A 15,240-nucleotide genomic window follows, 5' to 3' on the forward strand; every position below is an offset into this window, starting at 1 on the left:
AGTCCGATGTGTGTGCTGGCCGCGACCTGGCGAAGGGCGCCTGTTGGTTCGTGTGTGAAGACAAACCTGGACGCCCTTCTGGCGGCACTGTACGTGTTCATCGACGACCATGTGGCGCCTTGTCGCCGGATCGGGCGACCCCCGAAACTGACGGACGCCGAACTGCTGTGCCTGGCGGTCGCCCAGGTCCTGCTGGGCTTTCCCTCTGCCCGGCACTGGGTCCGCTTCTCGCACGCCCGGCTGGGACACCTCTTCCGCTACCTGCCCCAGCAATCGGCCTACAACAAGCGCCTCAACGCCGCCGGCCCGCTCATCTCGCAGGTCATCGAGGCTCTGGCCAGGCAGGTGCCGACCTGGCACGACGACCTGCGGCTGATCGACTCCACCCCACTGCCCTGTGCGGCCTCCCGCGAGACCGTCAAACGCTCCGAACTGGCCGGGCAGGCCGGCTACGGCTACTGCCGCTCCCATTCCCGCTTCTTCTGGGGATTCCGGCTCTACCTGGTCACCACCGCGGAGGGCATGCCGGTGTCCTGGTGCCTGGCACACCCGAAACTCGGGGAACGGGAGGTGATGACCGCGCTGCTGGAACGCGACCACCACCTCGTCCGCGCGGGCCAGGTGATCCTCGCGGACAAGGGCTTCGCCGGGCGGGAGTTCGAGACGTTCCTCACTGAACGCCTGGGCGTCCATCTGGTGCGGCCCGACCGGAAGGACGAGCCCGTCCGCCACGGCCGCCTCGCCCGGGTCCGGCAGTGGATCGAAGCCGTCTTCGACACCCTCAAAGGCCAGCTCAGCCTCGAACAGCACGGCGGCAGGACCCCCGTCGGCGTCTTCGCCCGCACCGGCCAACGACTCCTCGCCCTCGCCGCAGGCATCTGGCACAACTGGACCACCGGCGCCAAGACCAAACGATCCCTGATCGCCTACGACCACTGAGAACATCGGACTCATTCATCTAGGCGCACGCCCGTACACGGCTGAGTGTCAGCTCATGCGTAGTGCCAGGAAGAAGTCGAGCTTGTCCTCCAAGCGCGACAGATCGCGTCCTGTGAGCTGTTCGATCCTGCCCACCCGGTATCGCAGCGTGTTCACATGCAGATGCAGCCGGGCCGCGCATCGGGTCCAGGAGCCGTCGCAGTCGAGGAAGGCCTCCAGGGTGGGGATCAGCTCCGCGCGGTGGCGGCGGTCGTAGTCGCGCAGAGGATCCAGCAGGCGCGCGGTGAAGGCGCGGCGGACGTCGTCGGGGACGAAAGGGAGGAGCAGTACGTGTGACGCCAGTTCATGGTGGCCCGCCGCGCAGACGCGGCCGGGCCGGGCCGCAGCCACCCGGCGGGCGTGGCGGGCCTCCTCCAGGGCGCCGCGGAGCCCTTCCGCCGAGTGGACCGCCGCGCTGACACCCAGGGTCAGCCGTCCGTCGTCCGCCAGACCTGCCGTCAGAGGGCCTCGTACGGCGGCCAGGAGCGCGTCCGCGTGCAGTCCCGGGTCGTCGGCCAGGTCCGGTGCCTGGCCCGCTGCCTGCCTCGCCGCTTGGCCGGGCGCTGTACCGGGCCTGGGTCCGGGGCCGGGCCCGTGTCCGTCCACCGGCTCGGGCGTCCGAGGAGGTGTCGTCGGCAGCGGCACCAGCGCGATCGCCTCGTCCTCCGTCCGGGCCACCGCGATCCGGTCGGCGGAGTCGGCTCCCACGCCCGCCATCGCCGTGCCTCCCACCGTCGCGGGATCCACCAGGATCTCCTCCAGCAGCGCCTGGGCCACCGGACCGCCCGCCACCGCCGTCTTCGTACCGTCCGCGTCCGGACCTTCCGTACCGTCCATGGCGTTCGTACCGTCCATGGCGTCCCGGCCGCCCTGTCCCCACTCCACCCTGGCCACCACCACCTGCCACTGCGGCGCGGCGCCCAGTCCCGGCAGCAGCACCGGCGCGGTCACCCGCAGCCGGGCCGCGATCTCGGCGGGAGCCGCGCCCGCCTGGACCAGTTCCAGCACCTCCTGGGCGAGCCGGCGCCGTACCGTACGGGCCGCGTCCCGTCGGTCGCGTTCCACCGCGATCAACTGCGTGACGCCCTGGAGCAGATCGAGCCGGGCCGCGGGCCAGTCGCCCGCGTCCGCCTCCACCACCAGCAGCCAGTCGGAGAGCACGGTCTCGCGCACATCACGTACATCACGCGTATCGCGTACATCACGGGAGTCGGTGGGAATCGCCGCCCCACGCCCTGAGCCGCTCACCGGAAACAGGGAGTACGTCGTCCCGTCGACCTTCGTGCGGTACGGGCTGTGGCGTCCCGCGCGGATCGCGGCGAGATGCTCACCGGCGAGCGCGGCGGCCCGTGCCGGCGGCAGCGGCTCGCTCGCGCCCGCGATCCGCCGGCCGGTGGGCGAGAGCACCCAGGCCCGCAGATCGAGATCGGAGCCCAGCAGATCGAGGACCACATCCGGGCCACCGCCCGCCGGGCCCGCGGTCATCAGCCGGCGGTGGCGGTCCACGACCGCGGCCAGATCACCCGCCCGCTCGCCGGACACCTGGCGGACCACATACTCGGTGACCGCCGCGAACGCCACGTCCTCGCTCACCGCGAAGAGCGGTAGCCGATGGCGCTCGCACGCCATGATCAGATCGTCGGGCACCTCGCCCAGCTCCGCCTCGCCCGCGGCCAGCGCGGTGACTCCGGCGCCGACCAGGATACGGACGAACGGCTCCGAGTCCTCGGCGCGCCGCCGCCAGGCGAGACCGGTGAGCACCAGCTCACCGCCGGAGAGATAGCGGCTCGGGTCGCGCAGATCGGTGGTCATCACTCCGCGGACGGTCCGGTCCAGCTCGTCCTCGCCGCCCAGCAGCCGCAGGCCCAGCGCATCGGTTCCCAGCAGTGCGCGCAGCCGCATCTCGTCGTCGCCGCCGATCTTTCTCGTGGTCGCCCACCCGTCCACCCGTCGGTGCCGAGTGGCTCGGAGTCCTGAAGCCCGTAGTTCCTGAAGCCCGTGGATCCTGAAGCTCATGGGCCGAAGCTCATGGGCCGAAGTTCATGGGTCCTGAAGTCAGTGAAGTCAGTGGCGTACGCGCACAGCCCGCGTACGCATGTTTCAGGAGGAAGACCTCACAGTTACCGAGTCCAGTCTTTCGTTCGAATCTACAAGACCCGGAAGGCGACCAGCCAACTCCTTCATGGTTTCGGTGACTGCACCAGGCGGAGCACTGCTTGTGTACTTGTGCCACACAGCGTTAAGAGCTCATGAAGAGACCCCGATCGCGACCGGTCAGGAATCGCCACCGATCCAGACGCCACCGATCAAGAAGAGAGCCACTCATGGACTTCCTTCGCCCAGCGAGCTGGGAGGAGGCGCTCGCCGCCAAGGCGGAGCACCCCACGGCTGTGCCCATCGCGGGTGGCACGGACGTCATGGTCGAGATCAACTTCGACCACCGGCGGCCCGAGTACCTGCTCGATCTGAACCGTATCGGCGAGCTGAGCACATGGACGGTCGGTGAGGAGACCGTCGAGCTGGGCGCCTCCGTGCCGTACACCCACATCATGGAGCACCTCAGGGCCGAGCTGCCGGGCCTCGCGCTCGCCTCCCACACCGTCGCCTCGCCGCAGATCCGCAACCGCGGCGGCGTCGGCGGCAATCTCGGCACCGCCTCTCCGGCCGGTGACGCGCATCCGGCGCTGCTCGCCGCGGGCGCCGAGGTCGAGGTCGAGTCGGTACGGGGCAGCCGCCGTATCCCGATCGACGCGTTCTACACCGGAGTGAAGCGCAACGCGCTCGCCGCCGACGAACTCATCAGGTCGGTGCACATCAAGAAGGCGGACGGTCCGCAGCAGTACTCGAAGGTCGGCACGCGCAACGCGATGGTCATCGCCGTCTGCGCCTTCGGACTGGCCCTGCATCCCGCGACCAGGACCGTACGGACCGGTATCGGCTCCGCCGCGCCCACTCCCGTACGGGCGCGCACGGCCGAGGAGTTCCTGAACGCGGCGCTCGCCGAGGGCGGCTTCTGGGAGAGCGGCCGGATCATCACACCGTCCATCGCCCGGGAGTTCGCCACGCTGGCCGCGGGTGCCTGCAATCCGATCGACGATGTGCGCGGCACCGCGCGCTACCGCCGTCACGCGGTCGCCGTGATGGCCCGCCGCCAGCTCGGCTGGACCTGGGAGCAGTACCGCGGCACCGGCCGCGCCCTGGAAGGAGCCGCATAGCCATGCGCGTCAATGTCACGGTCAACGGACGTGAGCAGCGGGCCGACGACGTCTGGGAGGGCGAGAGCCTGCTCTACGTCCTACGGGAGCGGCTGGGTCTGCCCGGCTCCAAGAACGCCTGTGAGCAGGGCGAATGCGGCTCCTGCACGGTACGGCTCGACGGTGTCCCGGTCTGCTCCTGTCTGGTGGCGGCCGGGCAGGTCGAGGGCCGCGAGGTCATCACCGTCGAGGGCCTCGCGGAGTACGCCAGAAACCGCGCCGCGACAGGCGACACGGCCGGCCCCGGCGGCGCAGCCGACGCCGCGACCAGCGCCGCGCCCGGCGAGGCGACGGCGACCCCCGACGCCGCCCGCCACGGCGAGAGCGGCGAACTGTCCCCGGTCCAGCAGGCGTTCATCGACGCGGGCGCCGTCCAGTGCGGCTTCTGCACGCCCGGACTGCTGGTCGCGGCCGACGAGCTGCTGGAGCGTACGCCCTCCCCGAGCGACGCGGACATCCGGGAGGCGCTCTCGGGCAACCTCTGCCGCTGCACCGGCTACGAGAAGATTCTCGACGCGGTCCGGCTCGCGGCTGCCCGACAGGAAGAGACGGTCTGACGGCCATGCCCACCACCGGAACTCCCACCAGTCTCAGCCAGGGCTCCCGGACCAGAGGCGGCATCGGCGAGTCGACACTCCGTCCCGATGGCATCCTCAAGGTCACCGGAGAGTTCGCGTACTCCTCCGACATGTGGCACGAAGACATGTTGTGGGGCCACACATTGCGTTCCACCGTGGCGCACGCCGAGATCAGGTCGATCGATATCGCCGAGGCCCTCGCCACGCCGGGTGTCCACGCCGTACTGACCTACGACGATCTCCCGTCCCCGGTGAAGAACTACGGGCTGGAGATCCAGGACACACCGGTCCTCGCCCATGGCAAGGTCCGCCACCACGGTGAACCGGTGGCCGTCATCGCCGCCGACCATCCCGAGACCGCCCGCCGCGCCGCCGCCAAGATCCGTATCGACTACGCCGAACTGCCCGTCGTCACCGACGAGGCCTCGGCCACCGCGCCCGGCGCGCCGCTGGTCCACGAGGGCCGCAGCGACCACCACAGCGGGCATGTCGCGCACCCGAACATCGTGCACCGCCAGCCGATCGTCCGCGGCGACGCCGACTCCGCCGCCGCGCGCGCCGATGTGATCGTCTCGGGCGACTATGTCTTCGGCATGCAGGACCAGGCCTTCCTCGGCCCGGAGTCCGGGCTCGCGGTGCCCGCCGAGGACGGCGGAGTCGATCTCTATGTCGCCACCCAGTGGCTCCACTCCGACCTCCGCCAGATCGCTCCCGTCCTCGGGCTGCCCGAGGAGAAGGTCCGGATGACGCTCTCCGGAGTCGGCGGCGCCTTCGGCGGCCGGGAGGATCTGTCGATGCAGATCCACGGCTGTCTGCTGGCGCTGCGCACCGGCAAACCGGTCAAGATGGTCTACAACCGGTTCGAGTCGTTCTTCGGTCATGTCCACCGCCATCCGGCGAAGCTCTGGTACGAGCACGGCGCCACACGCGACGGCCGGATCACCCATATGAGGTGCCGGATCGTGCTGGACGGCGGCGCGTACGCCTCCTCCTCGCCGGCCGTGGTCGGCAACGCCGCCTCCCTCTCCGCAGGCCCGTACGCCATCGACAATGTCGACATCGAGGCGCTCGCGCTCTACACCAACAACCCGCCCTGCGGCGCGATGCGCGGCTTCGGCGCCGTCCAGGCGTGCTTCGCGTACGAGGCGCAGATGGACCGGCTGGCGGCGGCGCTCGATATGGATCCGGTGGAGTTCCGGCAGCTCAACGCCATGGAGCAGGGCACGCTGATGCCGACGGGACAGCCCGTCGACTCGCCGGCGCCCGTCGCCGAACTGCTGCGCCGCGTCAAGGCCCGGCCGCTGCCGCCCGAGCAGCAGTGGCTCGTGGCCGGTGAGGAGGCCGACGTACGCGCCCTGCCCGGCGGACTCTCCAACACCACCCACGGCGAAGGCGTCGTACGAGGTGTCGGCTACGCGGTCGGTATCAAGAACGTCGGTTTCTCCGAGGGCTTCGACGACTACTCCACCGCGCGTGTACGGCTCGAAGTGATCGCCGGAGAGCCGGTCGCCGTCGTCCACACCGCGATGGCCGAGGTCGGCCAGGGCGGTGTCACCGTCCATGCGCAGATCGCCCGGACCGAACTCGGCGTCGCCCAGGTCACCATCCAGCCCGCGGACACCCGGGTCGGCTCCGCGGGATCCACCTCGGCCTCGCGCCAGACCTATGTCACGGGCGGCGCGGTCAAGCACGCCTGCGAGGCCGTCCGGGAGAAGGTCCTGGAGCGCGGCCGGCGCAAGTTCGGTACGTACCACCCGGCGTGGGCCACCGCCGAGCTGCTGCTCGAAGGCGGCAAGGTCGTCACCGACGCCGGTGAGGTCCTCGCCGATCTCGCGGACGTGCTGGAGGACGAGGCGGTGGAGCTGGAGCTGGAGTGGCGCCACCGGCCGACCGAGGCCTTCGACCTCCGTACGGGACAGGGCCACGGCCATGTCCAGTACTCGTTCGCCGCGCACCGCGCGGTCGTCGAGGTGGATACGGAGCTGGGACTGGTCAAGGTGATCGAACTGGCCGTCGCCCAGGATGTCGGCAAGGCGCTCAACCCGCTCTCCGTCGAGGGCCAGATCCAGGGCGGCACCACACAGGGACTGGGCATCGCGGTCATGGAGGAGATCCTGATCGATCCGAAGACCGCGAAGGTGCGCAATCCGTCCTTCACCGACTATCTGATTCCCACCATCCTCGACACGCCGACCATCCCCATCGACGTACTCGAACTGGCCGACGACCACGCGCCGTACGGACTGCGCGGCATCGGCGAGGCCCCGACCCTGTCGTCAACTCCCGCGGTGCTCGCGGCGATCAGGAACGCGACCGGTCTGGAGCTGAACAGGACGCCGGTACGGCCGGAACATCTCACGGGCACCTGACGGCCGTACGTACGATCGCACCTGACGCTCCGTCAGCTCAGTGGCAGGCTCAGTGGCAGGCTCAGTGGCAGGACCGCCCGAGGGCGGGCCCGGGAGAAGGCAGGACCGTGATGCTGGACATCGCCGAAGAGCTGAACCGGTGGGTCGGGCAGGGGCGCGACTTCGCCGTCGCCACGGTGGTGGCGGTCGGCGGCAGCGCGCCGCGCGGGCCGGGCGCCGCGCTTGCCGTCGACAGCGAGGGCACGGTGATCGGCTCGGTCTCCGGTGGCTGTGTGGAGGGCGCGGTGTACGAGCTGTGCCGGCAGGCGCTGGAGGACGGCGCCACCGTTCTCCAGCGGTTCGGCTACAGCGACGACGACGCCTTCGCCGTGGGGCTGACCTGCGGTGGAGTCATCGACATCCTGGTGACGCCGGTACGGGCGGACACGGCGGCGGACACGGCGGTACGGGCGGACACGGCCGGGAAGCCCGCCGACGCGGTGTTCGCGACCGCGCTGGCCGCCGCCGCACACGGCGAGGCGGCGGCGCTCGCGCGGATCGCCGAGGGCCCGGCGGAACTGCGTGGCCGCGCCCTGCTCGTACGGCCCGGCGGATCGTACGAGGGCAGCCTCGGCGGACATCCGGAGCTGGACCGTACGGCGGCGGCGGAGGCCCAGGCCATGCTGGACGCGGGCCGCACGGGCACGGTCGTCATCGGCGAGCAGGGATCGAGGTGCGGACAGCCGCTGACGCTGCTCGTCGAGTCGAGCGTGCCGGCCCCGCGCATGATCGTCTTCGGGGCGATCGACTTCGCCTCGGCGCTCGTCAGCGTCGGCAAGTTCCTCGGCTACCACGTGACGGTGTGCGACGCGCGGCCCGTCTTCGCCACCCGGGCCCGCTTCCCGGACGCCGACGAGATCGTCGTGGACTGGCCGCACCGCTATCTGGCGTCGACCGGGACCGACGGCCGTACGGTGCTCTGCGTACTGACCCATGACGCCAAGTTCGATGTGCCGCTGCTGGAGTCGGCCCTGCGGCTGCCGGTGGCCTTCGTCGGCGCGATGGGCTCGCGGCGGACGCACGAGGACCGCAACAGGCGGCTGCGCGAGGCCGGTGTCACCGAACGGGAACTGGCCCGGCTGCACTCGCCGATCGGGCTCGACCTCGGTGCGCGTACACCCGAGGAGACGGCGCTGTCGATCGCCGCGGAAATCGTCGCGGTGCGCAGAGGCGGCAGCGGTGTCCCGCTGAAGGGCGCGCACACGCCGATCCACCGGGTCGATTCCGTGGCCTGAGCCGGGACGCGCAGCCATACCAACCCGACCGGCCATACCAGCCCGGCCGGTCACCCTGAGGCGCGGCGCACCAGTTCCGTCCGCAGCACCACATGCTGCCAGGCCGACGAGGCGTCGCTGATCGACTCCAGCAGCACGCGTGCCATGGTCCGTCCCATCTCCTCCACGGGCTGCCGCACCGAGGTGAGCTGAGGATCCGTGTGGCGTGCGATGGGCGAGTCGTCGAAGCCCACCACGGCCACATCCTCGGGAATCCTCCGGCCCGCCGCCCGCAGTGTGTGCAGGGCGCCCACCGCCATCACATCGGAGGCGGCGAACACCGCGTCGAGTCCGGGATGGAGCGCCAGCAGCTCGGCCATCGCACGGCGCCCGCTCTCCTCCGTGAAGTCACCATGGGCGATCCAGGAGGGCCGAGGGCCGCCGGGTGTGTTCCGTACGGCCTCCTCGTAGCCGCGCAGCCGGCACTGCGCCACATACATGTCCAACGGTCCTGTGATGGTGGCGATACCGCGCCGTCCCGACGCCGACAGATGCCGTACGGCCGCACGTGCGCCGCCCACATTGTCGGAGTCGACATAGGACACGGACTCGTCGCCGGATCTGCGACCGCTGAGGACGGTGGGCATCTCCATCGCGGCGAGCAGATCGGGCAGTGTGTCGCTGTCGTGGAGGGAAACGAGCAGAACGCCGTCGATACGGCGGGCGCGTGCGTACTGGAGGAAGCGCTGCCGCTCCTTCTCCGTACGGACCAGGGTGAGCAGGAGTTGCAGATCGGTGTCGGCGAGACCGTCGCCCACACCGTGGACGATGTCGGAGAAGTACGGCTCGGCGAAGAACCGTTTCTCGGTCTCCGGTATCACCAGTGCCACGGCGTCGGTACGGCTTCCCGCCAGGGCGCGGGCCGCCCGGTTGGGTATGTAGCCGAGCTGGGCGATCGCCCGCTCGACAAGGTGTCTGGTGGTGTCCTTCACGCGCGGTGAATTGTTGATGACGCGCGACACCGTGCCCCGGCCGACGCCCGCGAGCGCCGCGACCTCCTCCAGCGTGGGCTGGCCCGTACGTCCCTTCGCCGCCATCGTGCGACCTCCTGTCGCGAGTGTGCCCGAGCCTGGTCCAGGAGCGGGAAACGGGCTGCTCGCCATCAAATCACTGGGAGCGCTCCCATGCACGAAAACGGCGAAGCGCCTTGGAACGGACGGGCGCCCACCGGGTCCGGGAGGTCTGTGGTGGGAGGCCCTGGAGGCCGACGCGGGATCTTGTATGCGCCTACGCCCTGCTGACCCAGCCGTGCACAGAGTGTGGCTCACCCTTCAGATAGTGCTGGATTCCGAGGGCATTGGACTCGTAGGTGTTGTCCGGGATTTCGCTTCGCTTGCACCACATGATGCGTGCGCATTTATCGGGTTCCGCATTCACCGGCTCGCCATCCCAGTGGGAGGTCGCCAGGAACCAACTCAGCCGGACTCCGCCTTCGGGATTCTTGTACTGCATGACATGGACGATGCGCAGGGAATCACGGTGGATCGTGACACCCACCTCTTCCTGTCCTTCCCGTGCGACGGCTTCGAAGACGTCCTCTCCGAATTCGACCTTGCCGCTCGGCAGATTGAGCTGCCCAGCGGCGTAGCCTCCCGCGCGTTCGGCGAGCAGAAGGTATTCGCCCTGTTCAAGGATGAGCATGACTTCATGGACAGGGGGCTGTGGCACGAGTCCTCCAGGCAGATCCGTTCTGAGAGGAGGACCCTAGCGTCAAGTGCTCAGGCGTCGGCGAGTCCCAGGCCGTCGAGCTGTTCGGCGATCCACTCGACACGCCCATCGGTGGACAGGTCGGTCGGCAGTTCGAGGACCTTGACGCCGCTGCCCGTGGTCGCGTGGTGGACAGCGTCTTCTATCTCGTCGCGCAGCGTCAGGACCTTCTCCCGGAAGCGGTCGCCGCCGGACTTCTGGTCGAAGCGGTCGCGGCTGAAGATCACGACGTCGTAGGCGAGGGGCATCCAAGCTCTGCACAGGGCGTCCATCGCGGCCACGATCGCCCCGACACCGGGCTCGGAGAGGTCGAGAACGGTTCGGGCGTAACCGAGGACATTGGCCGGTGTCTTGTCGGCGATGAGCAGCTTGTGGTGCCGGGCCGTCCTCATGGGAACGGAGAGCTGCTGGGCGAAGGCATCGAGTTCGGCCACCAGGTCGAAGGTGCCCACGTTGTGCAGCACGATGTCTTCGAGGAACGGGCTGTAGCGGGCAGGCTCGTCCATGCATGTGACGTTGATGCCCTGTTCACGGTAGTGAGCGGTCAGTGCGTGTACGAGCGTTGTTTTCCCCCCCTGCCTGGGTGCCTTCGACTGCTACAACGGCGCAGTCCCGGATGGGCATGTGTCCCCCAAGAGTGTGGTGAAGGTGGATGACCGCAGCCACTTCCACGCCCCGTCGGCACCGGCTGCGATCTTCCGGTTGACGTTGAGTCCGTGGACTTGATCCCACCGGCCGAGTCCGGCGGCGTGGACGGCTACATACGCGGTGGACAGGGAGTGGCGGACGTTCAGTGTGCTGATGCGCTCGCGCGCCTCGATGTTGTTGTGGTCCAGCCACTTGCGGTGCAGGGCCGTCATCGACGTGCCGCGCAGTTCGGGCTGGGTCACGTCCAGTTGCAGCTCCTCGCAGACGTCGACCAGACGCCGCGAGGTGCCGCTCAGGAGGTGGCCCGCGTCGTACCTCGTGTCGATGAAGGCCGGGTCTTCCACGCGAGGATCGCGCCGCCGCTTCCAGGTGGCTCGTGCCTCGTCGATGGCGGGGTGCGCCTGTTCGCCGGCGTTGGCAAGGACGGAGAGGTCGGCGCAGAGCTGGTGTCCCACGATCAGATCAGCCTGCTCCACCGCTGAGCCGACGACCTTGGCCGCCCCTCGGATCAACTCCTGCATCTCGTCAGGTTCTTCGACGTAGACGCTGGTGAAGGCGAAGTCGACATCTCCGAGGTCGACCAGCGCATTCTGGCCGGGCAGATCGATGTAGACGATCGAGTAGCAGAAGGGCTTGTTCCCGTTCGTGATTCTGTAGTTCTTCGTCCACTCGACGTCGATCGACGCGATGCGGCGAACTCCTGCCGGCTTGTTGGGAAGCAACGTGGGGCGGTCGAGATTGCTGACAGTGATCATGGGTCTCCTCACACGGCAGGAGCCGACCGGTTCGGCCGACCCCTGCCGTGTGACGCTACTGGGAAGAGCCGGTGGTCGTGGCGAAGACGGACGGGAAGCGGTCCCAGGCGGCCTTGTCGATCACCCCGCCGAGGTCGAACGGCTTGTCCCAGGTCAGGCGTTCCATCAGCTTGCCGCCCAGGAGAGTGACGGCTGCCGCTTGAGTCAGTGTTCCCGCGCCGAGTTCTTCCGTCAGCCGGTCGTGACTCTCACCGGCGAAGAGCTTTTCGGCGAGATTCTGGACTGTGTTCTGGTGCTGGAAGGTGTGCAGGACGGGACTGATCTCCAGGCCTTGGAGATCCATGGCTTCTACGATCAGGCCGTCGAAGTGGGCGTCGCCGGCGGTGTCCACCATTGATACGACGCCACGTTCCCGGTGCTGCCGGTCCTGCCATGCCTCGCCGACAGCGATGATGCCCGGAAACCTCTCCGTGGCAAGAGTCGTCATGACGTGGAGGTCGTCCGCGAAGGAGTGCCAGGCGATACCGGCGGCGTGTCGGCGTGCCTGGACGAGGATGCTGTCGACGAAGCGGAGCATCGCGCCGTTGTCTTCCGGGCTCTCGCTGGCCGCCAGTCGGTAGGCGAACTGCGTGAGGTCCGGATCGAGCTTCCGTTCTGCGGTCCGGTGGACCGGTAGGAAGACGGCGCCGGCCGTTACCAGCACCGGATCGCCGTCCACGTCGGCCCACTGGCACGCCAGCCCCGTGAGAAGGTGGATTCTGTGCCCGAAGGGGCGCTGTTCAGCTCCGTACGGAGTTTTGGGATGCAGAAGGCTGGTCAGCTCACGCATCGGCTGGCTCCGTGTAGTCGGCCGCCAGGATGGACCTGCCGAGGTACTTCGTGACGTGGTTGCGCTTGAACCGGTAGCGCTTCCAAAGCTCTGTGATCGGCTCTTCCATTACGTTGCCGAGGGGCTCGAAGAGGTCCTTGGCAACGTACACCGGCCATGCGTTGGCCATCCCGTTCGGCTCGACACAGATCATGTGCCCCTCGTTCTCCGGGGTCCACTTGGTCAGGCGCACGGCAGGCCGCCACATGAGTGTGGTACGCAGTTCCATGATCCGCCGGTAGACGCTGTCCGCCTCCTCGTGGGACATGAACTCGTGCTCGGCCAGATCCAGGGCGTTGCCCTTGCGGAGCGGCATGATGAGCTTCACCTTGCCCGCGCCGAGCATGTCTGCGATCTGCACGGTGTAGGGCAGGTACTCCGAGTACGACCGCAGAACGACAGTCGACAGGGCCAGCGGGATACCGGCCTCTTGGAGCGCCTGAACCCCCTTCATGATCGTGTCGTAGTCGCCTCGTACCCGGTTGGTGACACCGCGCGGCCCTTCGAGGCCGATGTTCGCGTAGGCGATCTTTCCTGCGATGTTCCTGGCGTGCTGATGTCCGTGAGTGGCGTTGGTGGGCACGGCGAGGATGAAGTCCTTGTGCCACATGTCGACGATCTCCGAGAAGTCCTTCCGGAGCAGAGGCTCACCGCCGGAAAGGAAGGCCCGCTTCACGCCCTTCAGGTTCTTGCGCATGGTGTCGAGCTGGTCGAGCGTGGGGTCCGGCCGCTGGAGGGTCTCGGAGCAGTAGTCGCAGTCCATGTCGCATCGCTTGGTGACCTGCGCGATCACCGACAGCGGGGCAGTGAGGCCGTCGATGCAGGTGTCGAGGTCGAGTTCCGAGGGGGCCGTGAAGTAGTGGCCGTTGGTGCTGAACGACACGCCGTTCCCGACGTCGAGTGTCTTCTTCTTGGGAATGGTGAGAGTGCCGAGGTCAGTCACTTTGTCCTCCGGTGTTGTAGGTGCCTGTCGCGACTTGGCGCATTTCCTGGATGGGTGCGACCCAGGTCGGATTCGGTCGCCATGGGGCAAGGAGGTCTCCGCTGGTTTGCCGAGGACATGCAGTCAGAGCGAGCGACACCAGCGCTCCTCTCTTCGAGCGGTATTCGCTCGTGAGGTCACCGCCGGTGAACGCCTTCACAGCGGCGGACCGCTCAATGACGGAGGCGTCCTTCTCCGTGTGGGTGGGCGGGTCAACGCTCAGGCGGGGTAAGGCCCATGAATGCGTGGCCCGCGGGCTGTCGTAGAGCCTTTTGCGTATGACGGCCGGCTTCGGCAGCCGGTTCGCCCTGATCACCGAGGGCGTCGGAGGTGCCGGATCACGCCAGGTGTTACTTCCGGGCAGTGCACCGCCCAACCAGCTCGCGTCGGCGCAGAGGTCGCCACGAAGGCTCAGTAACACAGCTCGCCGCTGATGCGCACCCTGGGCAGTGACGCTCATGCCGGACACCTCGTCAGGCTGACGCGTTCCTGTAACGGCTGTTCGGTCGGAGCGACCAGGGTGACGTAGACGTCCTTGCCGGTGGGAGTGGGTACGGCCGTCCAGTCCTCGGAGAGTGCCTCGACAAGGAACATGCCTCGGCCGGTCATCGACTCCCAGTCGGGCTCCTTCACAGTTGTGACCAGCGTTAGCCCACTCACCGCACGCCGGAAGTTGGGTAACGAGCTTCGCAAGCTGCGCGACCAGCAAGGGCTGACCACTGAGGAAGTGGGAGCACACCTCAACTGCCACAACTCCAAGGTCAGCCGCATCGAGAAAGCGAAGCGTGCCTGCACCAAGAAGGACTTTGAGGGGCTCATGGAGCTGTTCGGAGTCGAAGACCCGCTGCTCTCCGAACTCAACGACCTGATGGTCAAGGGGCGCCAGCGGGTGCCCCCGTGGTGGCACGCGTTCAAGGACGTCATCAGCGCCAACTACGAGGAGTTCCTCGCCTACGAGGCCGAGGCCACCCGATGCTCCGAGTACCAGCCACTGCTGATCCCCGGGCTTCTCCAGACGGCGAGCTACGCCCGCAAAGTGACCGGAGACGGCTACGCCGCCCTCGGCCCGGATCAGGTTGACAGCCTGGTCGAGGTGCGGATGCGGCGCCAGGAGCGGCTTCGCGAGGACGACGCGCTGTTCTTCGAGGCTGTCGTCACCGAAGCGGCGCTGCGCCTGCTGGTCGGCGGGGCGGAGGTCATGCGTGAGCAGTTGCGGCACCTGATCGAGGTGTCGGAGCGCGACAACGTCCGCTTCCGAGTCATCCCATTCGAAGCGGGTGAGAAGGGGGCCAGCACAGGAGCTTTCATCCTGTTTGCATCGGCGAAAGATACACAGGCAGACGTCGCGTTCACGGAGTCGGCCGAGAACACGACGAGCTACCGGGACGATCTGCTGACCCTCCGGCGTCTGAGCCGCCTGTTTACAAGCTTGTCCGGTGCCGCGCTCTCGGAGGATGATAGCCGGGAGTTGATCGTACGTATCGAGAAAGAGCTGGTCTGAAAATGAACAAGCTGGCCGATCACTACGCGGTCGACCTCAGCGATGCCTCGTGGCGCACAAGTAGTTACACCGCCGGCAACGGCAACTGCGTCGAGGTCGCACCCATCCCCTCCACCTCTGGTGTCGCGTTCCGTGACTCCAAGAACAGGAAGATCCCCGCTGGGCGGGTTTCCCACCGCGCCTGGGGCAACTTCGTCACGGCTGTCGTGTGCGACACCCTCACCACACCATGACCAGGCCCGTTTAGAAGCCCTCGGTCGGATCGCTCGGCCCTGTAGTGCGAAGCC

14 protein-coding genes and 1 pseudogene are annotated in these 15,240 nt (G+C 68.2%); 7 read left to right on the top strand and 8 right to left on the bottom strand.

The features are described 5' to 3' along the window. Positions 1–54: 54 nt before the first annotated feature. A complete protein-coding gene (locus ACFV6H_RS16165) occupies positions 55–939 on the top strand; it encodes an IS982 family transposase (RefSeq protein ID WP_385542046.1) in 885 nt (294 codons plus the stop codon). A 48-nt stretch (positions 940–987) separates the two neighbouring features. Here the strand turns inward: ACFV6H_RS16165 and ACFV6H_RS16170 are convergent, their stop codons facing one another. Then, positions 988–2,880 carry a PucR family transcriptional regulator gene (locus ACFV6H_RS16170; RefSeq protein WP_385542144.1) on the bottom strand — a complete coding sequence of 631 codons (1,893 nt, stop codon included), beginning with the start codon at positions 2,878–2,880 and terminating at the stop codon, positions 988–990. Positions 2,881–3,302: 422 nt separating this feature from the next. Here ACFV6H_RS16170 and ACFV6H_RS16175 point away from each other — a divergent pair, with 422 nt between their 5' ends. From ACFV6H_RS16175 to ACFV6H_RS16190, 4 genes are all read left to right on the top strand, one after another. Continuing rightward, a complete protein-coding gene (locus tag ACFV6H_RS16175) occupies positions 3,303–4,193 on the top strand; it encodes a xanthine dehydrogenase family protein subunit M (protein WP_093604386.1) in 891 nt (296 codons plus the stop codon). Between the two features lie 2 nt (positions 4,194–4,195). Beyond that, the gene (locus ACFV6H_RS16180) at positions 4,196–4,789 is read left to right on the top strand and encodes a (2Fe-2S)-binding protein (protein WP_385542049.1); all 594 of its coding nucleotides are present in this window, start codon (positions 4,196–4,198) and stop codon (positions 4,787–4,789) included. A 5-nt stretch (positions 4,790–4,794) separates the two neighbouring features. Then, positions 4,795–7,179, top strand: a complete 2,385-nt coding sequence (gene pucD / locus ACFV6H_RS16185) for a xanthine dehydrogenase subunit D (RefSeq protein WP_385542051.1) — start codon at positions 4,795–4,797, stop codon at positions 7,177–7,179. Positions 7,180–7,289: 110 nt separating this feature from the next. Next, on the top strand, positions 7,290–8,453 hold the full coding sequence (locus ACFV6H_RS16190) for an XdhC family protein (protein ID WP_385542146.1): 1,164 nt from the start codon (positions 7,290–7,292) through the stop codon (positions 8,451–8,453). Positions 8,454–8,503: 50 nt separating this feature from the next. Here the strand turns inward: ACFV6H_RS16190 and ACFV6H_RS16195 are convergent, their stop codons facing one another. The 7 genes and pseudogenes from ACFV6H_RS16195 to ACFV6H_RS16225 form a co-directional block, all read right to left on the bottom strand. Beyond that, positions 8,504–9,529, bottom strand: coding sequence for a LacI family DNA-binding transcriptional regulator (locus ACFV6H_RS16195; protein ID WP_385542053.1), 1,026 nt, complete (start codon positions 9,527–9,529; stop codon positions 8,504–8,506). A 190-nt stretch (positions 9,530–9,719) separates the two neighbouring features. Further along, positions 9,720–10,133 carry an NUDIX domain-containing protein gene (locus ACFV6H_RS16200; protein ID WP_385542055.1) on the bottom strand — a complete coding sequence of 138 codons (414 nt, stop codon included), beginning with the start codon at positions 10,131–10,133 and terminating at the stop codon, positions 9,720–9,722. A gap of 77 nt (positions 10,134–10,210) precedes the next feature. Further along, positions 10,211–10,762, bottom strand: a pseudogene (locus ACFV6H_RS16205) (hypothetical protein); the annotation flags it as partial. A gap of 33 nt (positions 10,763–10,795) precedes the next feature. Then, positions 10,796–11,602, bottom strand: coding sequence for a hypothetical protein (locus tag ACFV6H_RS16210; protein ID WP_385542057.1), 807 nt, complete (start codon positions 11,600–11,602; stop codon positions 10,796–10,798). A 55-nt stretch (positions 11,603–11,657) separates the two neighbouring features. After that, positions 11,658–12,431 (bottom strand): hypothetical protein, encoded by a 774-nt coding sequence (locus ACFV6H_RS16215; RefSeq protein ID WP_385542059.1) that lies wholly within the window; start codon positions 12,429–12,431, stop codon positions 11,658–11,660. Beyond that, entirely contained in the window at positions 12,424–13,413 is a 990-nt protein-coding gene (locus tag ACFV6H_RS16220) for a radical SAM protein (RefSeq protein WP_385542061.1), read from the bottom strand. The genes ACFV6H_RS16215 and ACFV6H_RS16220 overlap by 8 nt, the downstream gene beginning before the upstream one ends. 495 nt (positions 13,414–13,908) lie before the next feature. Next, positions 13,909–14,085 (bottom strand): hypothetical protein, encoded by a 177-nt coding sequence (locus ACFV6H_RS16225; protein WP_385542063.1) that lies wholly within the window; start codon positions 14,083–14,085, stop codon positions 13,909–13,911. A gap of 4 nt (positions 14,086–14,089) precedes the next feature. On the opposite strand from ACFV6H_RS16225, the gene ACFV6H_RS16230 reads away from it, so the two are divergent. Then, the gene (locus tag ACFV6H_RS16230) at positions 14,090–14,953 is read left to right on the top strand and encodes a helix-turn-helix domain-containing protein (protein WP_385542064.1); all 864 of its coding nucleotides are present in this window, start codon (positions 14,090–14,092) and stop codon (positions 14,951–14,953) included. A 2-nt stretch (positions 14,954–14,955) separates the two neighbouring features. Further along, complete coding sequence (locus tag ACFV6H_RS16235) at positions 14,956–15,186, top strand: DUF397 domain-containing protein (RefSeq protein WP_385542066.1); 231 nt, start codon at positions 14,956–14,958, stop codon at positions 15,184–15,186. Positions 15,187–15,240 lie beyond the last annotated feature (54 nt).

It is taken from the genome of Streptomyces sp. NPDC059743 (assembly GCF_042732975.1).
GTDB lineage: Bacteria > Actinomycetota > Actinomycetes > Streptomycetales > Streptomycetaceae > Streptomyces.